General features: G+C 66.1%; 21 protein-coding genes. 13 read left to right on the plus strand and 8 right to left on the minus strand.

What is annotated here, in order from left to right; translation table 11 throughout:
• The first annotated feature begins 32 nt into the window (after positions 1-32).
• Positions 33-845, plus strand: a complete 813-nt coding sequence (locus ABIA70_RS20895; protein ID WP_354149506.1) for a hypothetical protein — start codon at positions 33-35, stop codon at positions 843-845.
• Here ABIA70_RS20895 and ABIA70_RS20900 read toward each other — a convergent pair.
• Complete coding sequence (locus ABIA70_RS20900; protein WP_354149507.1) at positions 842-1,243, minus strand: YchJ family protein; 402 nt, start codon at positions 1,241-1,243, stop codon at positions 842-844. The genes ABIA70_RS20895 and ABIA70_RS20900 overlap by 4 nt on opposite strands.
• Before the next feature lie 234 nt (positions 1,244-1,477).
• Here ABIA70_RS20900 and ABIA70_RS20905 point away from each other — a divergent pair, with 234 nt between their 5' ends.
• The 5 genes from ABIA70_RS20905 to ABIA70_RS20925 all read left to right on the plus strand — a co-directional run bounded on the left by ABIA70_RS20905 (position 1,478) and on the right by ABIA70_RS20925 (position 6,618).
• The gene (locus tag ABIA70_RS20905; protein WP_354149508.1) at positions 1,478-2,206 is read left to right on the plus strand and encodes a hypothetical protein; all 729 of its coding nucleotides are present in this window, start codon (positions 1,478-1,480) and stop codon (positions 2,204-2,206) included.
• 165 nt (positions 2,207-2,371) lie between these two features.
• Positions 2,372-3,433, plus strand: coding sequence for an aldo/keto reductase (locus ABIA70_RS20910; protein WP_354149509.1), 1,062 nt, complete (start codon positions 2,372-2,374; stop codon positions 3,431-3,433).
• A 78-nt stretch (positions 3,434-3,511) separates the two neighbouring features.
• A complete protein-coding gene (locus ABIA70_RS20915; RefSeq protein ID WP_354149510.1) occupies positions 3,512-4,516 on the plus strand; it encodes an aldo/keto reductase family protein in 1,005 nt (334 codons plus the stop codon).
• 7 nt (positions 4,517-4,523) lie between these two features.
• The gene (locus ABIA70_RS20920) at positions 4,524-5,384 is read left to right on the plus strand and encodes an SDR family oxidoreductase (RefSeq protein ID WP_354149511.1); all 861 of its coding nucleotides are present in this window, start codon (positions 4,524-4,526) and stop codon (positions 5,382-5,384) included.
• A gap of 127 nt (positions 5,385-5,511) precedes the next feature.
• Positions 5,512-6,618, plus strand: coding sequence for a sulfite oxidase (locus ABIA70_RS20925; protein WP_354149512.1), 1,107 nt, complete (start codon positions 5,512-5,514; stop codon positions 6,616-6,618).
• Positions 6,619-6,646: 28 nt separating this feature from the next.
• Here ABIA70_RS20925 and ABIA70_RS20930 read toward each other — a convergent pair whose 3' ends face one another.
• From ABIA70_RS20930 to ABIA70_RS20940, 3 genes are read right to left on the minus strand one after another with little or no spacing between them, the layout of a single operon-like run.
• Positions 6,647-8,428: a dihydroxyacetone kinase family protein gene (locus tag ABIA70_RS20930; RefSeq protein WP_354149513.1), complete on the minus strand. Its 1,782-nt coding sequence runs from the start codon at positions 8,426-8,428 to the stop codon at positions 6,647-6,649.
• Positions 8,429-8,475: 47 nt separating this feature from the next.
• Positions 8,476-9,249 carry an SDR family NAD(P)-dependent oxidoreductase gene (locus tag ABIA70_RS20935; RefSeq protein WP_354149514.1) on the minus strand — a complete coding sequence of 258 codons (774 nt, stop codon included), beginning with the start codon at positions 9,247-9,249 and terminating at the stop codon, positions 8,476-8,478.
• Positions 9,250-9,303: 54 nt separating this feature from the next.
• Positions 9,304-10,128 (minus strand): sugar phosphate isomerase/epimerase family protein, encoded by an 825-nt coding sequence (locus ABIA70_RS20940; protein WP_354149515.1) that lies wholly within the window; start codon positions 10,126-10,128, stop codon positions 9,304-9,306.
• 192 nt (positions 10,129-10,320) lie between these two features.
• On the opposite strand from ABIA70_RS20940, the gene ABIA70_RS20945 reads away from it, so the two are divergent.
• The 5 genes from ABIA70_RS20945 (at position 10,321) to ABIA70_RS20965 (ending at position 14,815) form a co-directional block, all read left to right on the plus strand.
• The gene (locus ABIA70_RS20945) at positions 10,321-11,658 is read left to right on the plus strand and encodes an MFS transporter (RefSeq protein WP_354149516.1); all 1,338 of its coding nucleotides are present in this window, start codon (positions 10,321-10,323) and stop codon (positions 11,656-11,658) included.
• Positions 11,658-12,575: a transketolase gene (locus tag ABIA70_RS20950; RefSeq protein ID WP_354149517.1), complete on the plus strand. Its 918-nt coding sequence runs from the start codon at positions 11,658-11,660 to the stop codon at positions 12,573-12,575. Before ABIA70_RS20945 ends, ABIA70_RS20950 begins: the two co-directional genes overlap by 1 nt.
• On the plus strand, positions 12,572-13,564 hold the full coding sequence (locus tag ABIA70_RS20955; RefSeq protein ID WP_354149518.1) for a transketolase family protein: 993 nt from the start codon (positions 12,572-12,574) through the stop codon (positions 13,562-13,564). Before ABIA70_RS20950 ends, ABIA70_RS20955 begins: the two co-directional genes overlap by 4 nt.
• 130 nt (positions 13,565-13,694) lie before the next feature.
• Complete coding sequence (locus tag ABIA70_RS20960) at positions 13,695-14,354, plus strand: GntR family transcriptional regulator (RefSeq protein WP_354149519.1); 660 nt, start codon at positions 13,695-13,697, stop codon at positions 14,352-14,354.
• Between the two features lie 74 nt (positions 14,355-14,428).
• Positions 14,429-14,815, plus strand: coding sequence for an RNA-binding S4 domain-containing protein (locus tag ABIA70_RS20965; protein ID WP_354149520.1), 387 nt, complete (start codon positions 14,429-14,431; stop codon positions 14,813-14,815).
• On the opposite strand, the gene ABIA70_RS20970 is transcribed toward ABIA70_RS20965, so the two are convergent.
• The 3 genes from ABIA70_RS20970 to ABIA70_RS20980 form a co-directional block, all read right to left on the minus strand.
• Positions 14,812-15,087, minus strand: a complete 276-nt coding sequence (locus ABIA70_RS20970; RefSeq protein ID WP_354149521.1) for a hypothetical protein — start codon at positions 15,085-15,087, stop codon at positions 14,812-14,814. The two genes, ABIA70_RS20965 and ABIA70_RS20970, sit on opposite strands and share 4 nt — an antisense overlap.
• A gap of 4 nt (positions 15,088-15,091) precedes the next feature.
• The gene (locus tag ABIA70_RS20975; protein WP_354149522.1) at positions 15,092-15,931 is read right to left on the minus strand and encodes a C2 family cysteine protease; all 840 of its coding nucleotides are present in this window, start codon (positions 15,929-15,931) and stop codon (positions 15,092-15,094) included.
• A gap of 332 nt (positions 15,932-16,263) precedes the next feature.
• Positions 16,264-17,268, minus strand: coding sequence for an IS481 family transposase (locus ABIA70_RS20980; RefSeq protein WP_354149523.1), 1,005 nt, complete (start codon positions 17,266-17,268; stop codon positions 16,264-16,266).
• Between the two features lie 152 nt (positions 17,269-17,420).
• Between ABIA70_RS20980 and ABIA70_RS20985 the strand changes: the two genes are divergently transcribed.
• Together ABIA70_RS20985 and ABIA70_RS20990 are read left to right on the plus strand one after the other, a co-directional pair.
• On the plus strand, positions 17,421-18,017 hold the full coding sequence (locus tag ABIA70_RS20985) for a hypothetical protein (RefSeq protein WP_354149524.1): 597 nt from the start codon (positions 17,421-17,423) through the stop codon (positions 18,015-18,017).
• The gene (locus tag ABIA70_RS20990) at positions 18,014-19,492 is read left to right on the plus strand and encodes an amidohydrolase (RefSeq protein WP_354149525.1); all 1,479 of its coding nucleotides are present in this window, start codon (positions 18,014-18,016) and stop codon (positions 19,490-19,492) included. The genes ABIA70_RS20985 and ABIA70_RS20990 overlap by 4 nt, the downstream gene beginning before the upstream one ends.
• On the opposite strand, the gene ABIA70_RS20995 is transcribed toward ABIA70_RS20990, so the two are convergent.
• Positions 19,489-20,016 (minus strand): hypothetical protein, encoded by a 528-nt coding sequence (locus tag ABIA70_RS20995; protein WP_354149526.1) that lies wholly within the window; start codon positions 20,014-20,016, stop codon positions 19,489-19,491. The genes ABIA70_RS20990 and ABIA70_RS20995 overlap by 4 nt on opposite strands.
• Between the last annotated feature and the right edge of the window lie 50 nt (positions 20,017-20,066).

Here is a 20,066-nt window from a genome sequence, read left to right on the forward strand (position 1 = left end):
TTATCAGGGCGGACCAGTGGTTGAGTTGATCCATGAGCAACCAAACTAACCCAGAGGACAAACTTCCGCGGACCGCCCGGAATAAGAATCTACGGAGTGAAACTGCTCGGGACCAGGCCTTCGCCGGCGGAGAACCAACGCGCGTGTATGACCAGACACCCGCGCCTTCCGCTGAACGGGCCTACCGGCCGGATCCGGTCGCTGCCGAGCCGGGCGTTGATGCACCTGTCCTCGATCCGCGCCTGACCGACCCCAGCCTGACCGACCGGCAGACCGCCGTGGCCCGCGAGAAGGAACAGTTCGGCGGCATCAAGGTGGGCTCCGCTTTCTTTGGCTGGCTGGCGGCCACCGGCATGTCCGTCCTCCTCACCGCCTTCGTGGCGGCTCTGGGGACCGCGGTAGGCCTGGCGAACACCACGGATGTCAACGAGGCCCTGAACCAGGTGACCACCAACGGCACCGTGGGGCTGGTCGGGATCATCGTCCTGCTGGTGATCCTCTTCGTTTCCTACTACTCCGGCGGCTACGTGGCGGGCAGAATGGCCCGCTTCAACGGCGCCAAGCAGGGCTTCATGGTGTGGATCTGGGCCCTGATCGCCGCAGTGGTTGTGGCCCTGCTGGGCATCATCGCCGGCCAGCAGTTCAACATCCTGGCCAACCTGAACAGCTTCCCGCGGATCCCCATTAACGAGGGCCAGCTGAGCACCATGGGCATCATCGCCGCCGTCGTCGTGGCAGTTGTTGCCCTCGCCGGGGCCATCCTCGGTGGCCTGGCCGGGATGCACTTCCACCGCAAGGTGGACCGCGCCGGCTTCACCCCGGATGAGACGTACAGCGGGAGCTAGGCCGGCTGCACGGCGTCCACGTAATACCAGCGGCGGTTCTCCCGCACGAAGCGGCTGTTTTCGTGCTGGACTCCGCGTTCGCCGTCGTGCCTGAAGTGGGCGTTGAACTCCACGGTCCCTTCGGTGTCCAGCGGGCCGCCGCGGCTGGTGGACAGAATGTCCAGGCGCCGCCACTCCATGGTCGGATCAAGTTCCAGCTCCGCAGGTGCAGTGTCCGGGTGCCAGGTTTTGAGGAGGTATCCGGCGTTGAGCAGGGCGAACGCGCTGTAGCGGGAACGCATCAGCTGTTCCGCCGTGGCGGCCTCGGACTGGCCCGTGTGGAAGCGCCCGCAGCATTCGGCATAGGGCAGCCCGGACAGGCAAACGCAGTTGCTCGTCTCGAGTGGTTGTACAGGCATTTTGCTCCCGGCGGGTGGTGTTTGGGCCGCCGTGCTGCGGCCACGTTGGTCCCTTCCGACTATAGGCGCAGGGGCGGCTGCCCTATCCGGTAACAGCTTCGGAACAACATCCACCGGACCCCCTCCAGCGGCGGCGCCGCCCGCAAATAGTCCGTAAGGTGGAGGAGGGGGCCGGTTGCCCGCTGGCGGTGGTTTCCGGACCGGATTCCGCAGCCGCAGATAGGAGTAGTGCACGTGGGAGATTCAACGACGATCGCTCTCCACCTGACCTTTTTCGGCACACTCGGCCTGGCGTTCCTCATGTTCCTGGGACTTTTCCTGCTGGTGGTCCTCACCCTGGTGATCGCCGGCATCGGACGGCTGGCCGCCCTTTTCGTGATGGCCCTCTTCGGCAGGCTCCCCAGGAACGAGGCCCTCCCGCTTGTGCGCCTTTCCGGCGCATCGCGGCAGGGGCCCCACACAGCTTCGTCCTCCGAAACGCCACTGCACGACGACGGCGTTGCCCCCGCGCCCGGGAAGCGGCGTGACTGGCGCAGGGCTGTCAGCAAGGGCCGCAACCTCATTAAGCCGTCGGAGCTCAGGCCGCGGCTGCACGGGGAAGTGGAGCACCACCCGCTCCTGGCCGCCGCACGCCGTGAGCCTCCCGTGCTGGCAGAGGACTGGGCAGCCGCAGTTGCGGAGGCTGACGCCCGGGCCATGGCCAGGGCGCGGGCCGCCGCACCGGAAATCACGATTTCGGTCCGCGACCTGCCCGAGCCCGGCGTTCCGGCGGAAAAAATTGTGGCGGTGGCGCCGCTGGTGGAGTCTGCCCTGCACCAGGACCGGCCTGCGCGGGATGTGCCGCGTTCCTTCAAGAAACCCGCCTCCCCCGCACCGCTGTCCCCGCTGGACACGGGATCCCTGGTGTCCCTTTCCGCACACTCCACCCTCCTCAAAGGCAAGCTGCCCGCCGACAGGCCCTGAGCCGGCGTCTGCTCCTTCACAAACCGTCATCGGTCCGCTCTGCGTTACCCCGTGCTAAGAAAAGCTAAGGACTGTGGCACTTTCCTGCTGCGCAACCTCGAATTTGTGTAGCGTCGTGACGATCCACAGCAAACCGCGTGGGAATTCGATCGTCAGGAGCCGGGGATGAGCCTCAGCGAGCTTCGTGTGTTCGGCCGGTCGGGCACGCCCATCAGCCCGCTCACACTGGGCACCATGAACTTCGGTGAAGGTTTCGGCGCTGCACCCGGTGCCACCGGAACCGGCGCCCCCACCGGCGCGGACGACAGCATCCGCATCATCCAGTCTGCGCTCGATGCCGGCATCACCGCCGTGGACACAGCTGACGTGTACTCCCAGGGCGAGTCCGAACAGGTGGTGGGCCGCGCACTCCGCGGCCGGCGCGACGACGTTTTCCTGGCCACCAAATTCCACGGCCAGATGAGCGCCAACCCGGCCCACTCCGGGAACTCGCGACGCTGGATCATGCAGGCCGTGGAGGGCAGCCTCCGCAGGCTCCAGACTGACCGGATCGACCTGTACCAGGCGCACCGTCCTGACTACAACACTGACGTGCTGGAAACCATCACCGCCCTGAACGACCTCATCCGGCAGGGGAAGATCCTTTACTACGGCACCTCGGTCTTCACCCCGGCGCAGCTGGTGGAGGCCCAGTGGCTGGCCACCACCAACCACCTGATCCCGCCGGTGGGCAACCAGGTCCCCTATTCCATGCTGGTCCGCGGCAATGAACGCGACGTCCTTCCCATTTCCCAGCAGTACGGGCTGGGAGTTCTGGCGTATGGCCCCCTGGCGGGCGGCTGGCTGTCCGGCGACTTCGTCCTTGATGCCGGCAGGCCTCCGGCACGCGTGCATTCACTGCCGGGCCGGTATGACATCTCCGGCCCTGCCAGCGAGCGGAAGCTGCTGGCCGCGGACTCGCTGGCCCGGCTGGCCGACAAGCTGGAGATCTCCCTGGTGGAACTCGCCGTCGGGTTCGCCCTGAACCATCCGGCCATCAGCAGCGTGATCATCGGCCCGCGCACCGAAGAGCACCTGCACGCCTACCTCAAAGCCGCCGACAGCCTTTTGGGCGAGTCGGTGCTGGACGCAATCGATGAACTGGTGCCGCCCGGAACCAACTTCGTGGAGCGCGACGCCGGGGCCGTAGTCCCGTCATTGGAGTACGCGGAACTCCGGCGCCGCTGACCGCAGGCGTGATGCTGCCGCCGTCGTGATTTTGGAAAGCCCTTACCGTGAGCCGCCATCTCCGCTAGCGTGAAAACCATGGAATTCAGATACCTCGGAAACAGCGGCTTCAAAGTCTCAGAAATCACGTTCGGCAACTGGCTGACGCACGGCTCCCAAGTGGAGAACGACGTCGCCACGCAGTGTGTGCGGGCTGCGCTCGACGCCGGCATCAGCACCTTCGACACGGCGGACGTCTACGCCAACACCGCAGCGGAAACCGTCCTCGGCGAGGCCCTGAAGGGTGAGCGCCGCGAGTCACTGGAAATCTTCACCAAGGTTTTCGGCCCCACCGGGCCCAAGGGCAAGAACGATCTGGGCCTGTCCCGCAAGCACATCATGAAGTCGATCAACGGTTCGCTCCGCAGGCTGCAGACGGACTACGTGGACCTCTACCAGGCCCACCGCTACGACTTCGAGACGCCCCTGGAAGAGACTATGCAGGCGTTCGCGGACATTGTCCGGCAGGGCAAGGCACTGTACATCGGAGTCAGCGAATGGACGGCGGAGCAGCTTCGCGAAGGCCACGCGCTCTCCAAGGAACTGGGCTTCCAGCTGATCTCCAACCAGCCGCAGTACAGCATGCTGTGGCGGGTCATCGAGGCTGAAGTGGTGCCTGCGTCCGAAGAGCTGGGCATCTCCCAGATTGTCTGGTCCCCCATGGGCCAGGGCGTCCTGAGCGGCAAGTACCTGTCCGGGCAGCCGGCTCCCGAAGGCAGTCGCGCCACGGATGAGAAGGGCGGCGCCAAGATGATCGAGCGCTGGATGCGCGACGACGTGCTCGCCGCGGTCCAGGAACTCAAGCCCGTGGCAGCTGAGGCCGGGCTGTCCATGCCGCAACTCGCCGTGGCCTGGGTCCTGCAGAATCCCAACGTGGCCTCCGCGATCGTCGGCGCGTCCCGCCCTGAGCAGATCGCGGACAGCGTGGCCGCCGCAGGGATCGTCCTGGAGCCGGACGTGATGAAGAAAATCGATGACGCCGTGGGCTCCCTGGCTGAGCGGGATCCGGCCAAGACCAAGTCCCCTGCCACCCGCGAAGCCTAGGAGCTCAATGACCGCCCTTCCAGCCCTGCCAGAGCTTGCCGTCACCGGATCCACGGGTATTTTGGGCGGGATGGTGGCCCGGCAATTGGCCGACGCCGGGACCGCGCAGCGCCTGCTGGTCCGCGACGCCGGCCGGGCGCCGGAGCTGGAGGGTGCGGTCCCGCTGGTGTTCAGTTACGCCGATCCGGCTTTGGCACGGCAGGTGCTGGAGGGCGTCAAGATCCTGTTCATGGTGTCCGGACAGGAGGCTGAGGACAGGCTGAAGCAGCACTTCACCTTCATCGACGCCGCAGCGGAGGCGGGGGTGCGGCACGTTGTCTATACGTCCCTTTATGGTGCTGCCCCCGATGCGACGTTCACGCTGGCCAGGGACCACTACGCCACGGAGGAGCGGATCAAGGCCTCGGGGATGGCCTATACGTTCCTGCGGGACAACCTCTACCTCGACGTCCTGCCGCAGCTGGCAGGGGAATACGGCGTCATCCGCGGTCCTGCCGGGGACGGAGCGGTTTCCGCCGTTGCCCGCCAGGACATTGCCCGGTGCGCCGTGATGGTCCTGCGGGATCCTGCGCTCCATGTGGGGGCGACCTACAACCTCACCGGCCCGGAGGACTTCACCCTGGCCCGCGCGGCCGAAATCCTCACGCAGGGCACGGGGCGCAGCATCTCCTACCACCCTGAAACCGTGGAGGAGGCGTACCGCTCCCGGGAGTCCTACGGCGCGCCGCCTTGGCAGGTGGATGCCTGGGTGAGCACCTACACCGCCATCGCTGCCGGCGAGGCGGCCGGGCTGTCGCCCGACGTGCACGCCCTGACCGGCCGGGAGCCGATCAGCCTGGCTGAGTTCGTGAAGGCACCGCAGCTGTAGTCCGTCCGTCCTTGGGAGTAGCCGCAGGTCCCGGAAATGCGGATCTTGCGTTGACCACGCGGGGCGGCCGGGCGTAAACCTGTGAAGAGGGGACCAGCAGGGCACCATCGAGCAGAATCGCACCGCCGTGAAGCAGATCTATAAGCGCCGCCACTCCGCCCGCCACGCACCGCAGCCCGGAGAGCCCACCACAGGTCCGCTGACCGCGGAGGAACTGCAACTGGCTGCCCGCAACCATGCGATGCCGCTTGAGGCCATGCGCCGCGACGTTACACCGCCGGGGCTCCACTACGTACTCACGCACTTCGATATTCCGGAGGGCGACGCAGCATCGTGGCACCTGCAGATCAACGGTGCGGTGGAGCGCTCGTGGGAGTTGCGCCTGGCCGCGCTGAAGAAGGATCCGGCCATCACCATCCCGGTCACCCTTGAATGCGCCGGCAACGGGCGCTCGCTGCTCACACCCAGGCCGGTCAGCCAGCCGTGGGTCCTCGAAGGCGTGGGAACCGCGGAATGGACCGGTGTGCCGCTGGCCTACCTGCTCGCGAAGGCCGGAGTCCTGGACGAAGCCACGGACGTGGTTTTCACAGGCGCCGACGCCGGGATCCAGGGCGGGGTACGGCAGCAGTACGCGCGGAGCCTGCCGATCCACGAGGCGATGCGTCCCGACGTCGTTCTTGCCTACCGGATGAACGGCCGTGACCTGCCCCCGCAGCATGGCTATCCCCTCAGGCTGGTGGTTCCCGGCTGGTACGGGATGGCCAGCGTCAAGTGGCTGAGGTCCATCGAAGTGGTGACAGCACCCTTCAAAGGGTTCCAGCAGGCGGAGGCCTACCGTTACCAGGACAACGAGTACGACGCCGGCACGCCGGTGACGCGGATCAGGGTCCGTTCGCTGATGGTTCCGCCGGGAATCCCGGACTCTTTCACCCGCGCCCGGGTGCTGCAGGCGGGGCCGGTGATGCTGGAAGGCAGGGCATGGTCCGGCCGGGGTGCGGTGACCAAAGTGGAGGTCGGGATCGACGGCGAATGGGTAGCCGCCCATCTGGAGAAGCCCGCCGGGCCGTTCGCCTGGTGCAGATGGACGCTGCCGTGGGTTGCGGACCCCGGGCCGCACGAACTGGCCTGCAGGGCAACGGACAGCACCGGCGCCACCCAGCCCCTGGAGCAGAACTGGAACTACCAGGGTATGGGCAACAACGTGGTGCAGCGGGTGGCCGTCACCGTGGAATGACGGCGACGCCGAAATCGTTCAGCAGTGCTCAGGAACGCGCATCGGCCGGCTGGGCGGGAATCGCCTGGGTGGCACCCGAGGGCACTCCTGCGGGGATCCCAGCGGTGAGGATCGGGCCGATCACCGTGAAGATCATGGCCAGCGAGGTCGCTCCGGGGTCGGGGGTGCCCACGCTTTTCTCCGCGAGCGGGCGTGCCCGTCCCTTCAGCGGCCGCAGTGAGGCGGTGGCCTTGGCCGCCGCTTCAGCTTCCTGTGCCGCGGCAGCCCACGCCTGGCCAAGCTCAACGCCTTCGTGGACCAGGCGGCTCAGGGTTTCGGTGAAGGGCAGCAGCGCATCCACCATGGTCTTGTCGCCCGCCTCGGCCTTCCCCAGGCCGGTGATCCTGTCCGTGAAGGCGCTCATTCCTGCCGCCAGCGCACCGGCGTCGGGGGTCTCCTGGTTGCCCAGTGATTCACCCAGCGCCCGGAGGCCTGCGCCCCAAAGCACCCCTGAAGTGCCGCCTGCCTTGTCAGCCCAGGCGTCGCCGGCGACTGTCAGGACTGAACCGGCCCCGGCACCCCGGGCCGCAGCGGCGGCACCGGCTGCTGCCGCTGCGTCGATCCCCCGGACCATGCCGCGGCCGTGGTCACCGTCGCCGGCCACCGCGTCCAGGTCGCCGAGCCAGCCTTCGGCCTCATGCAGGGAGTGGCGGGTGGCCTCGAGTGCCGCCACGCATTGGACCGCGTAAGCGCGGGAGTCGCCGTCGGCCTCGAACGCTGATTCGGCTGCAACATCAACGGTCGCGTCGGCACTCCGGTCACCTGTCTGGGCTACCGCAACACCGCGCCGGTAGGCGGGCGTCTCGGCCGGCGCCGCCCAGAGCGGCTCCAGCTCGTCATCCAGCCACGTAACGGTCAGGGAAACACCGGACATGTCCAGGCTGGTGACCAGCTCCCCCACCTCGGGCAGGACCAGGGTGTAGCCGGCGTCGCGCAGGAGCGGGGCCACCGTCAGCCAGAGGACGAAGAGCTCCTCGTGCTTGGTGGAACCGAGTCCATTCAAGATCACGGCGAGGCGGTCCCCGGCCCCGGGCGGGGTCTCGGCCAGGACGCGGGACACAAATTCCTGGCCCAGCTCCTTGGCGGACGGCAGGTCGGTGTCGAACAGACCGGGTTCGCCGTGGATCCCCAACCCGAGCCCCATCTGCCCGTCATTGAGAGTGAACAGCGGGGCATCGGCGCCCGGGAACGTGCACCCATGGAACGCACTGCCGATGGTCCGGGTCAGGCTGTTGGCCTTCCGGCCCAACCGCACCACCTCGGCCAGGTCCGCGCCGGCCTCGGCGGCGGCACCCATGATCTTGAAGACGGTGAAGTCACCTGCGATCCCGCGGCGCTTTTCAGCTTCCGACGGCGGCGCGCTGGCGATGTCGTCAGTGACCAGGACGTTTTCAACCTGGATGCCCTCGGCGGCAAGCCGTTCGCTGGCCATGCCGAAGTTCAGCACGTCCCCGGCGTAGTTGCCGTAGGTGAACACAACGCCGGCGCCGGACTCCGCAGCCCTGGCCACGGCATAGGCCTGCTGCGCCGAGGGTGAGGTGAAGATGTTGCCCACCACGGCGCCGTCGGCCAGTCCGCTGCCGATCAGGCCGGCGAACGCCGGGTAATGCCCGGAACCGCCGCCGGCGAGGACCGCTACCTTGGGGGAGGCAGGACGGTGGCGCCGCACAGCGCCGCCGGGGACCTGGCGCACCAGCCCGGAATGGACATCGCAGAACCCGGCAAGGGCTTCTTCGGCGAATTCGGAGGGATCGTTGAAAATCTTGGTCATGGTGGGCTCTCTGACATGCGCTCGGTCTTCTGGGTGCCGCGAGGCTGCTAGTGGATGTGGCTTCCGCCGTTGATGTCCACGGTGGTGCCCGTGAGGTAGGCCGATTCCTCGGAGGAGAGGAAGGTGATGACGGCGGCGATTTCCTCGGTGGTGGCGTTGCGGCCCAGGGGGATGCCGGCGTTGATGGCGGCTTCCTGCTCCTCGGTGCTGCCCACGCGGATGTTGGTGTCCACGGCGCCGGGGGTGATGGCGTTGACGGTGACGCCGGTGGCGCCGATTTCGCGGGCCAGCGCCTTGGTGAAGCCGAGGATTGCCGCCTTGGCTGCGGAGTAGGGGACCTTGCCGAAGACGCCGCCGCCGCGCTGGGCGGAGACGGAGGACATGTTCACGATCCGGCCCCAGCCGTTTTCGATCATGTCCGGCAGGAATGCCTTGGTGACGAGGTAGGTGCCTGTGGCGTTCACGTCCATCACCTTGTGCCAGAGCTCAAGGGTGGTCTCCAGGAACGGCACGGGGGAGGTGATGCCGGCGATGTTGGCGAGGGCTCCCACCGGCGGAAGGTTGCCGGCGGTGACCTCGGCCTTGACCGCTGCGTACGCGGCGTTGACGGAGCCTTCGTTGGCGACGTCGATTTCATAACCGAACGCCGGGACATTGAACTCGTTGCCGATCTCGGCGGCGACCTTGGCGGACTTCTCGGCGTCGAGGTCCAGGATCACCACCGCCCAGCCCTGGTTGGCGTAGCGGCGGGCGGTGGTGATGCCGATGCCGCGGTCCGAGGTTGCTCCGGTGAGGACGGCGGTGCGCTGGGTGGTGGTCATGATGCTCCTTGGAATTGGTTGGTGGTGCTTTTGGAGTAGTACTGATGAAGCTGTTCAGATGAGGTCGGTGATGAAGCTGGCAGCTTTGGCGGCGGCGGCAGGGCGTTCGTCATGGGTGACGTCGCGGGTTTCCAGTTCGAGCGAGAAGTGGCCGGCATAGCCGCTCGCCGCGAGGGCACTCAGCCCCGCTGCAAAATCCGCGTTGCCGTTGCCGATGCTGAGGTTGATGTTCCCCGGCACGGCGTCCCGGAGGTGGATGTGGGAAATCCTTCCCGCGTGCCGCTCGAGGTACTCCAGCGGGTCCTCCCCCGCAGCCACGATGTGGCTGAAGTCCATGACAATCCCGACGCCGGATCCGGCCAACCGCTGCGCCAGCAGTCCGGCGCGTTCCAGGTTCCAGCAGAACCTCAGGAAGTGCAGTGATTCGGTCCAGAGTTCGACGCCGACTTCGGCGGCCCGCTGCCCCGCGTGGGTGAGCTGGGCCGCGATGAGGTCGAGGTCGGCTTCAACGCTCTGGACCGGTTCGTGGCCGAGGGCGCCGCACGGCAGGACAAGCGCCTTGGCGCCGGTCTTGGCCGTCAGGGTGAGCAGCGCTTCAAGGTGCCGTTCGCGGGCGGCCTGCTGGCCGGCGTCGAGAACGGCATTCAAGTCCCCGATGTCCCCATTCACCGAGCGGACCCGCAGCCCGGAAGCGGCAACCTCCGCAGCAACGGCATCCACAGCATCCTGCGTCAGGTCATACGGGACATGGTCACACACGCCCGGCAGCGCACCCAGGTCGATTTCTTCGAAGCCGAGTCCGGCGATGGTCCGCAGGGCGGTGGCCAGTTCCTGGTGGCGGAAGCTGATGGACGAGCAGCCAAGGCGGGAGTTGAACATCGTCGTTGATCCTCTGGTTCATGCGATTGCGGGTGGTGATGCAGACCACACTACCGTTGCTGACTGTCAACAGTCAACCATTGAAGTTGACTGTTGACATTACTGCATGATGCAGGTCACACTTGACCCATCAGTTGTTAACAGTCGACAGTGGTGGTGCGAAAGCATCACGCTTTTCGAAAGGGATAGACCATGAGCAAAGAAGCTCTCAGCATGAGGGGCCCGGTACACGGCACCAAGGACGCTAAAAGGGTCGCCATCGGCTCCGGCGTCGGGGCAGTGATCGAGACCTATGACTTCATCGGCTTCGGCACCGCCGCTGCACTGTACTTCGGAACCGCCTTCTTCCCCACAGGCGATCCGGTGACCGGCACCCTGGCAGCCTTCGCCACCCTCGGCGTTGGGTTCGCCGCCCGGCCCATTGGCGGCATCATCGGCGGCCACCTGGGCGACAAGCTCGGCCGCAAGCCGGTGCTCGTGGCCTCACTGATCCTCATGGGCGTTGCGACGTTCATGATCGGCCTGCTTCCCACCTACAGCCAGGTGGGCCTGCTCGCCCCCGCACTGCTGGTCTTCGTCCGCATCGTCCAGGGCCTGGCTTTTGGCGCTGAATGGGGCGGTGCCATCCTGATGAGCTACGAACACGCACCGTGGAAGTCCAAGGGCAAGTACACCGGCATCGTGCAGGCCGGCTTCCCCGTGGGCCTGCTGCTGGCCAACCTCGTCTTCCTGGTGAGTGTGAACCTCGGCGGCGAACTCGCCTGGCGTGTCCCCTTCCTGGCCAGCATCGTCCTGGTCGCCGTCGGCCTGATCATCCGCTCCAAGGTGCCCGAGTCCCCCGTCTTCGACGAGGTCAAGGACAGCGGCTCCATCGTGAAGTCCCCCATCATCGAGGTCATCAGGACCGACTGGCGCAGCATCGTCAAGGGCATCGGCCTGCGCGTGGCTGAGACCGCCGGCTACGCCGTCTCCATCACCTACATGATTTCCTACCTGCACACCCAGCAGCTGGCGGACAAGACCCAGACCCTCGTGGCCCTCTGCATCGCCTCCGCCATCGGCATTTTCGCCACCATGGCCTGGGCACGACTGACCGACAGGATCGGCCGCCGTCCGCTGTACATCTGGTCCTGTGCCTTCGCCGCCCTGTTCGGCATCCCCATGTTCCTCATGGTCAACACCGGCATGTTCATCTTCATCATCGCCACCATCGCCATCTCCTACGCTGTCTGCCAGAACTCTTTGGCAGGTGCCCAGGGCGCCTGGTTCCCGGAGCTCTTCCAGGCCAAGACCCGCGCTTCCGGCGCCTCGCTGGCCTACCAGATCTCGGCCATGGTCTCCGGTTTCACCCCGTTTGTCACCACGCTCCTCTTCGTCAGCCTGGGCTGGATGGGCCCGGCCATCCTCTTCAGCGTGTACGCCGCGATCGGCCTCTGGGCCGCCCTCGTCACCCGCGAAACCTGGGGCAAGCGCGAGCGCCAGCTCGCCGATGAAGCAACCAAAAGCACCCCCCAGTCGGTGAACGTCTGATGACCGCCACTCACGAACTGCACACCGCAGCACCTGCCGGGAACCGGCAAGCCGGCCAGGAAACCGCGGCAGAACGGCTCTCACGGGTATCCGCCGCCGCCTACCGGATCCGCCATCACGCCCTGAACATGGGCGAGGTGCAGGGCCAGGGCTACGTGGGCCAGGCCCTCGGCGCAGCGGACATGCTGGCCGTTGTCTACGCCGACCAGCTCCGCTTCCGGCCCGAGGACCCGCACTGGGAAGCCAGGGACAGGTTCCTGCTCTCCACCGGGCATTACGCTATCGGCCACTACGCAGCCCTCGCCGAGGCCGGCACCATCCCCGTTGCCGAGCTTGAGACCTACGGCTCGGACGATTCACGGCTGCCGATGTCCGGGATGTCCACCTACACCCCCGGCATGGAAATCTCCGGCGGCTCCCTGGGCCACGGCCTCCCCATCGCCATCGGCATGGCCCTGGGCCTGCGCTACCAGGGCTCGGAGGCGAGGGTCTACAACTTCCTCTCCGATGGCGAACTGGACGAGGGATCCACCTGGGAGGCCGCCATGGGCGGGCACCACCACCAGCTGGGCAACCTGACCGCCATGGTGGACATCAACGCCCTCCAGGCGGACGGCAAAACGGACACGGTGCTGCGCACCGAGCCCGTGGCGGAGAAGTGGGAAGCGTTCGGCTGGTACACCCAGCGGGTGGACGGGAACGACGTCGGTGCGCTGCTCACAGCGTTCGACAACGCAGCCGCCCAGGCCGCCGCCGTCGGAGCCCCCTCGGTGATCCTTTGCGACACGAAGGTGGGCCGCGGGGTGCCGCTGCTCGAGGAGCGCGAGAAAGCGCACTTCATGCGCATCGAGGAACACGAGTGGCAGACCTGCCGCGAACAGCTCACCGCGGGATACGAAGGAAAGGCATGCCGATGAGCACCGTTGCTGCACCCAAGCTGAAGACCTCGGCCATGATCGCGTCCTTCGCCGATCCCGGCCAGAAGACAGCCTCGGCACCGTTCGGGCATGCCCTCGTCAAGGCCGCGCAGGAAAACGACAAAATCGTTGGCCTCACCGCAGACCTGGGCAAGTACACCGACATGCACATCTTCGCCCAGGCCTTCCCGGAACGGTTCTTCCAGATGGGCATGGCCGAGCAGCTCCTGTTCGGCGCCGCCGCCGGCCTGGCCGAGACCGGCCTGGTGCCGTTCGCGTCCACCTACTCGGTGTTCGCCGCCCGGCGCGCCTACGACTTCCTCTGCCTCGATGCCGCCGAACCGAACCTCAACGTAAACATCGTGGGCGGGCTTCCCGGCCTGACCACCGGGTACGGCCCCAGCCACCAGGCCACCGAGGACATGGCGATCTTCCGCGGCATGCCCAACCTGACTATCGTGGACCCCTGCGACTCGATCGACATCGAGCAGGCAGTGCCGCAACTCGCGGCAAGCGAGGGACCCACCTACCTGCGGCTGCTGCGCGGCAACGTCCCCACAGTCCTGGACGAATACGATTACACCTTCGAACTGGGCAAGGCCAAGGTCCTGCGCGGCGGAAACGACGTCGTGTTCATCTCCTCCGGGCTGATGACCATGCGTGCCCTGCAGGCCGCGAAGGCACTGGCGGAACACAACGTGGACGTCGCCGTCGTCCACACCCCCACCATCAAACCGTTCGACGCCGCCACCGTCCTGGCCGAAATCAACACCGACCGGCTGGCAGTGACACTGGAAAACCACAGCGTGACCGGTGGCCTGTTCGAAACGGTGGCCTCCGCCGTCGTCACCGCAGGCCTCGGCAAACGCGTGGTCCCGGTAGCGCTGCCGGACCAGTTCCTCGACGCCGGCGCACTGCCGACGCTGCACGAGCGGTACGGACTCACGGTGCAGAAGATCGTGGCGAAGGTCCTGGCCGAGCTTAAATAGGCGGGATCCCGCAAAAGCTTCGACCCGAAGCGCGGAGCCAAAACACCCTGGCTCCGCGCTTCTGGCGTAGCATCAGCTGTTAACACGCCACTGTAAACAGTCAACTACTGACATTGAGGAAGTAACCACGATGGCCGGAGCAACAGCACCGCTGCTGGGACTGCAAAAGAAGAGCCTCCGCGAGCAGGCACTCAGTGCACTGCGTGCCGCCATCACCAGCGGCGAACTCGAACCTGGCCGGCACCTGGTGGAAACCGAGCTGTCGGAGATGCTCCAGATCAGCCGGGGGACGCTCCGCGAAGCCCTGCGCCAGCTCGAGCAGGAGGGCCTGCTCTCGGCCGGACCGCGCGGCCGCCTCTCGGTCAGGCATCTGGACGCCAAGGAAATCCGCGATATCTTCTCCGTCCGGGCAGCGCTGGAGTCCCTGGCTGCCCGAACGCTGTGCGAACTTCCGGACCGGCAGCTCGTCAGCAACAAGCTGCGGGCCGCCATAGATGCGATGACTGCGGCCGAGAACGGCAGCATGCAGGAACGCGTGGAATCGGACCTGGATTTCCACCGGACCCTCTGCCGGCTGACCGGCAACGAAACCCTGCTGCATTCCTGGGAGTCCCTCGAGGGGTCCATCCGGATGTCCATCATGTTCGCGGGCCAGGACAGGGGCATCAAGAACATGAGCGTGGACCGGCACAACGAGATCGTTGATGCTATCGAGACCGGCGACGCCTCACTGGCGCGGAACACGATCCGCGAGCACATGGACACTGCTGCTGCGAACCTCGTGGCCTAACGCCGGCGCTGCCTTCGGCTTTCCTGCACGGTCCTTTCGCGCGGGCAACCACGCCCGTATACTCGTTGCCAGCCATGAGCAGCCTTCCAACCTCCCCCGCCAGCGTCCGCATTGATGCGTGGTTGTGGGCCATCCGCGCTTACAAGACCCGCTCCCTGGCTACTGCCTCGTGCCGGGCCGGACACGTGCGCCTGAACGGCAGCCCCGCCAAGGCTTCGGCAACTCTGGTTACCGGCGATGCCGTCACCATCCGGATGTCCGGCTTTGAACGCACCCTTGAAGTCCGCCGCCTGATCGCCAAACGCGTGGGCGCCGAAGCGGCATCGCACTGTTTCACGGACCACACCCCGCCACGGCCTGTTGCCCCGGCCCTGGGCCTCCCCCAGCGCGACCGTGGCGCCGGGCGGCCCACCAAGAAGGACCGCCGCGAGATGGAACGGCTCAAGGGCCCGGCAATTTAGCCCTCGGGGGTGCGGGGTTCGAACTCCAGCACCACAGCGCCGTTGAGGAATTCAGCCCCCGGCGCATGGACCACTTTCAGCGTAAGCGTGCCCTGATCGAGCAGTGCTACGCTCTCGCCTTCGCGAAGCAGTTCGATGCGGGACTCCTGGTCATCCCGGAGGGCAAGCCTGGCAACACCAATGCCCTCAGGGCGCCCAACGCGCATGACCCCTACCCGCACACCCGAAATGGCCGGCTGTGATCCTTGGGGGGCAATAACAGTCTGAGTCATTTCATTACCGTTCCTTGGCTGGTCGTGGTGCGGGTACTGAGCTGATGTGGGAGAAGTTCTCACGGTATTCCTCCTCCGTAAGCCAGATATCGCCTACCTTGTCATGGCCATCGCTGGCCAGACCCCCATCGGGACCCCAGGGATTTATCAGGTGAACCCTGCCATCCACGATTTCTGTGACCACGTAGGCGTGGTTGGCAACGATCTGTTCGTTGTCCACATCACCATCATGGGTGGTGAAAGGGTTCCAATCACCCCCGGATTCGGTGGTTGCGACCACAGGCCCCGCGTCGAGCCGGTCCTGGATTTCGGCGAAGCTCAGCTCCCGCTCAGTCTGGGCTGCGTTGCCTGTGATGGCTTCCAAAGCCCGCTGGGGGTCGTCGCCGTCGATGTCGGAGTAATCCCCGCCAAAGAACTCCGCAGCAGCCTTCTCGTAGATGGTTGCAAAGTTGGGGTTCTCGTCCGGATCCGTTGCAGGGTTTTGAATGCTGGAGGCTTCCACCGTGATCTGCACAGGGTCCCCATCCTTGTAGAACGTAATCGTGTAGGTTCCATCCTCGTTCAGGACCAAATGTTCACGGATGAAGCCGGGGTCGCTCTGGGCGACAGAGCCGAGCCCGGCCAGCAACCAGCAATCACCTATTCCGCCCTGCTCGATCATGTCTGCCCGCAGGTCCGCATCAGACATGGGAATCGGCGTGCGGAAGTTTTCGTGTGGAGTACCGCCGGTGGGGTCCCCCTCACGGTCCTTCCCGGCGGCAGCCTGGACGCCGGGAACGCCGCGGACTGTCCCCGAATCCCCGGTACTGGCCCGTTCCTGCTCTTTCGCGTTGCGTTCAACCACGCGGGCACCCTCGAGTAACATCTGGCTGCACCGAGCCAGAGCCAATTGGTGCCCGTCCGTCCACGCGGCACGGAAGGCCTCACCGTCTCTGCCCTTCCATGCCGTGGTCTCCAGGTCTTGCCTGAATCTCTTTGCCAGCTCGTTGAGCCTCACTCCGCCGCCGTGAAGTGAAACAGCCAATGCCCGAAGCTGGACCGGGTCGGCGCCCCAAATTCCACTCATTTCTCCCCCAAAATGTCATGCAGTCTTGTTCAAACCTATAGCGGCGGCTCCATGCCAGCCATGGGGACTGCTGTCCATCGCGTTGATGTCAGGGCCGGCCGCTAGGTGTACTAACCCGGTTGGTTGGTGACGCGGTGGATCGGTGAGGCGCCTTTGAGCGCGGTGTGGGGCCTGCGGTGATTGTAGTACTCGATGAAGTCCGGGTAACAGGCTTGTCGTTCGGTTTCTGAGGTGTAGGCCTTGGCGTAGGCCCATTCCTCTTGGAGGATGCGGTTGAACCGCTCGACTTTGCCGTTGGTCTGGGGTCGGTAGGGCCTGGTGCGTTTGTGCCTGATCCCGGCCTCGGCCAGGACAGCGGCGAAGGCGCGGGAGCGGTAGCAGGAGCCGTTATCGGTCAGCACCCGCTGGATTTTGACGCCCCGGGCGGTGAAATCGGCGATGGCATTGCGCATGAACGCCGAGGCGGTCTCCTTGGTTTCGTCGGGCAGGATCTCGGAGTACACGAACCGGGAATGATCATCCACAGCGTGATGCAGGAAGCTGTAGCCCCTGACCTGGCCGCGGTATTTGGGCTGGCCTTCAGCGAGGTTCCTGGCCCGGGAGTTCGCTTCGCCCTGGACCCGGCCGTGAACGCGGTGTCCGCCGCCGTTGGGGATGCGCCCGAGCTTCTTGATGTCCACGTGGATCATTTCACCTGGCCACGCGTATTCGTATCGGTGGGTTCGGTCCCGGCCGCGGACCCTGATCCCCGTGGCCGGGTCGGTGAAACGCAAGGGTGGACACAGATAGCGGGCCAGGATGCGGTGAACGGTGGAGACGTTCAGATGCAGGTGATACGCGATCCTGGCCGGACCCCAACGCCGGTTCACCCGCAGTCCCAGCACGCGCCGCTCGGTGCGCACCCGGGTCCGGTGCGGGCAGGTTAGGGGCCGGCTCGGCCGGTCCTCCAGCCCGGCCTCACCCAACTCCCGGTAGCGGCCGGACCAGCGCGCGGCCGTCGGGACGGAAACGTTGAATCGCTCCGCGGCACGCCGCAAAGGCCAGCCATCAACCACGATGCAGCGGGCCAACTGCAGACGCCCCGAATGAGCCAAAAACGCGTTACGGTGGGACACGAGGACCTCCTGGTTTGTGTTCGCTCTCGACAAGCACCACACAACACCCGGAGGTCCTCTTATTGCGTCAAATCAATCCCCGTGTCATCAACCTGCCGGGACAGTACAGCTAGGCTGTTGGTGCGAGTCACAACGCCAAGCAGGGGGAACACATGAGCACGGCCGCGAGGGTCAAGCAGGGCCTCGGCCCTCCGGGCGTCCGGAAGGGTCAGCGCGGGCGGGTCATTTCAAAGCTCCTGGCGGGCACCCTGGTCCTGTTTCTTCCTGCACTGACGGCTTGCCAGCCCAAGGAAGCCGGGCCCCAACTGCCGGCTGTGACCCAGGAGCCCGGGGGTGTGCTGGAAAGCTCCCGCAAGTACTCACCGGTAATAGGCCAGATCCGCCAGGCGTTGGAGGGACAATTCCCTGGCATCGGCTGGGAAGCGGCGGGCCCTGCCTCCCTCAACCGGCAGGACAACGGTGAATGCACCCTCTTCCTCCCCGCCTTCCACAGCGATGGGAACCTGGTTAAGGTTTCGGAAAAGTTCCGGCACGTTATGGATGCACTCAATCCCGTGCTGGAGCCGAACGGCTTCAGCACCGTCGCAGTCCTGGACGAGGCCACTGACGGGTGGTGGTCCGTCACCTCGGGCAATGCCCAAGGTGCCAACGTGACTGTTTCCGGAAGGACCGACGTCGAGCTGTCGTTGAGAGTCCCGGTCGATTCGGAGTCCTGCTCCCCCAACGAGCTGACGGCATTGGAAGGATGACAGGCCTCGTCCTGGCAGCGGTCCGCCGCCCCGGCGATGACCGCCTCTGGGATCTACACATCAGCGATGGGGTGGTCAGCGGCCTGGTTCCCAGCGGCCAGCCCGCGAGCGCGTCGTTGGATACCGGCGTCGAAGTGGTGGATCTGGACGGGCGTTACGTCATTCCCGGACTCTGGGACGAGCACGTCCACATGACCCAGTGGGCGCTGCACGCCAACCGGCTCGACCTGTCGGGTGCCGCCTCCGCTGGCGAGGCAGCCGCCGTCGTGCGTCTACATGCATCTGCTGCGGACCCTTCACTCACCACCGTCGGCGTGGGCTTCCGCGACGCGCTCTGGCCGGATGTTCCCACCCTGGAAATGCTCGACGCCGCGACCGGCACCCAGCCGACAGTGCTGATCAGCCATGACCTCCACTGCGCCTGGCTGAACAGTGCCGCCGCCCGCCGCTACGCAGTGGAGCCGGATGCCAGCGGGCTGCTCCGCGAAGAACCGGCGTTCGCCCTGACCCGCGAGCTCGGAAAACTGCCGGACAGTGTTGTCGACGCGTGGGTCCTGGAATCAGCGCGGAACGCGGCATCCCGGGGCGTTGTGGGCGTGGTTGACTTCGAAATGACGTGGAACCGCGAGCCCTGGGTGCGCCGGATGGCTAACGGGTTCAGCGCGCTCAGGGTGGATGCCGGCGTCTATCCGGAAGACCTGGAGCGGGCGGTCAGTTTGGGGATGCGCACCGGCCAGGAGGCCGACGGCGGCCGGGGACTGTTGCGGGCCGGGCCCCTGAAAGTGCTCATTGACGGTGCACTGAACACCCGTACGGCTTTCTGCGTGGACCCCTACCCCCACGGCGGGCACGGCCTGCTTACCGTGAGTGAAGAGGAACTGTTCGAGCTGCTGGTCCGCGCGGGGGATTCCGGCTTCGTCCCGGCCGTCCATGCCATTGGGGATGCCGCCAACACGGTGGCCCTGGACGCGTTTGAACGTGCCGGCATGGGTGGCCGGATCGAGCATGCCCAGTTTGTTCGGAGGCAGGACTTCGTCCGTTTTGGCCGGCTTGGGGTCACAGCCAGCGTCCAGCCGGTTCATGCCCTGGACGACCGCGACGCCGCCGAGTCCAACTGGCGCGGCAGGACAGACCGGGCCTTCCCGCTGCGGTCCCTCCTGGACTCCGGCGCAACGCTGGCCTTGGGCTCGGACGCCCCCGTTGCCCCGCTGGATCCGTGGGCCGCCATCGCGGCCGCCACCACCCGTGCCCGCGGCGACGGTCGCCGGCCCTGGCACCCGGAGGAGACCATCACACGGCAACAGGCACTGACCGCCTCCGTGAGGGGACGAAGCGGCATCCGCGTGGGCGATCCGGCCGACGTTGTGGTTCTCGATGCCGATCCGCTCAGCGTCCCTGACGCCGGCTTGGCCGCCATGCCCGTGGCTGCGACGCTGCTGGCAGGCAGGTTCACGTTCGACGGCGGTTTGGCCTAGTTCGGGATGCCGGTTTCGGGACGCTGTTCCTTGGTGCGCGCCTGGACGAGGTTCGCGAACGGCAGCTTTCCATGGGCTTCGAGGAACTCTGCGTGATAGCGCGCTTCGGCGTTGTTCAGTTCTTCGGCAGGCAGCTCTTTCCACGCGACGATGAGCGCATCCGTGTGGGTCAGTTGCCAGATAAGCCGGCCGTCCCAGTGGCCCGGCGGTTTCCCTTTGCCGAAGTCGAGGAACTCCTGGATCTGCCGCCGGAGCCCACGGTTCCCTTTGCTGCCGGGCCCTGCCTTGCCGATATAGAGGATGTCCGCGCCGTCCACCCATTCGGCCAGGAGAGGCTCCGGGGGCAAGCTGGGGTCCTTCTTCTTGAAGATTCCGGCGGTGCTTTTCTTCAGGAAATGCGGCTCGTACTCGTTCGGCCGCAGCACGGCAAACAGTCCCGTCCCCTGCGGCACCCTCATGATCTCCAGGCTGCCTAAGGTCCGGAAGCCGGCAAACCCCTCAGCTTTGAGCGTTTTCCTGTCCATTCAGATGACGTTACCCCGCCCGGCGCCAACCGGGCGGAGCAAAATCGCCC

It is taken from the genome of Arthrobacter sp. 754 (genome assembly GCF_040548695.1).
Lineage (GTDB): Bacteria > Actinomycetota > Actinomycetes > Actinomycetales > Micrococcaceae > Arthrobacter.

Bases quoted from the DNA above. Each gene is read 5' to 3' on its own strand.
- ABIA70_RS20990 (WP_354149525.1), top strand. From the start codon at position 18,014: ATGACAGGCCTCGTCCTGGCAGCGGTCCGCCGCCCCGGCGATGACCGC.
- ABIA70_RS20965 (WP_354149520.1), top strand. From the start codon at position 14,429: ATGAGCAGCCTTCCAACCTCCCCCGCCAGCGTCCGCATTGATGCGTGG.
- ABIA70_RS20895 (WP_354149506.1), top strand. From the start codon at position 33: ATGAGCAACCAAACTAACCCAGAGGACAAACTTCCGCGGACCGCCCGG.
- ABIA70_RS20970 (WP_354149521.1), bottom strand. From the start codon at position 15,087: ATGACTCAGACTGTTATTGCCCCCCAAGGATCACAGCCGGCCATTTCG.
- ABIA70_RS20900 (WP_354149507.1), bottom strand. From the start codon at position 1,243: ATGCCTGTACAACCACTCGAGACGAGCAACTGCGTTTGCCTGTCCGGG.
- ABIA70_RS20955 (WP_354149518.1), top strand. From the start codon at position 12,572: ATGAGCACCGTTGCTGCACCCAAGCTGAAGACCTCGGCCATGATCGCG.
- ABIA70_RS20960 (WP_354149519.1), top strand. From the start codon at position 13,695: ATGGCCGGAGCAACAGCACCGCTGCTGGGACTGCAAAAGAAGAGCCTC.
- ABIA70_RS20995 (WP_354149526.1), bottom strand. From the start codon at position 20,016: ATGGACAGGAAAACGCTCAAAGCTGAGGGGTTTGCCGGCTTCCGGACC.
- ABIA70_RS20930 (WP_354149513.1), bottom strand. From the start codon at position 8,428: ATGACCAAGATTTTCAACGATCCCTCCGAATTCGCCGAAGAAGCCCTT.
- ABIA70_RS20920 (WP_354149511.1), top strand. From the start codon at position 4,524: ATGACCGCCCTTCCAGCCCTGCCAGAGCTTGCCGTCACCGGATCCACG.
- ABIA70_RS20985 (WP_354149524.1), top strand. From the start codon at position 17,421: ATGAGCACGGCCGCGAGGGTCAAGCAGGGCCTCGGCCCTCCGGGCGTC.
- ABIA70_RS20915 (WP_354149510.1), top strand. From the start codon at position 3,512: ATGGAATTCAGATACCTCGGAAACAGCGGCTTCAAAGTCTCAGAAATC.
- ABIA70_RS20945 (WP_354149516.1), top strand. From the start codon at position 10,321: ATGAGCAAAGAAGCTCTCAGCATGAGGGGCCCGGTACACGGCACCAAG.
- ABIA70_RS20940 (WP_354149515.1), bottom strand. From the start codon at position 10,128: ATGTTCAACTCCCGCCTTGGCTGCTCGTCCATCAGCTTCCGCCACCAG.
- ABIA70_RS20935 (WP_354149514.1), bottom strand. From the start codon at position 9,249: ATGACCACCACCCAGCGCACCGCCGTCCTCACCGGAGCAACCTCGGAC.
- ABIA70_RS20950 (WP_354149517.1), top strand. From the start codon at position 11,658: ATGACCGCCACTCACGAACTGCACACCGCAGCACCTGCCGGGAACCGG.
- ABIA70_RS20910 (WP_354149509.1), top strand. From the start codon at position 2,372: ATGAGCCTCAGCGAGCTTCGTGTGTTCGGCCGGTCGGGCACGCCCATC.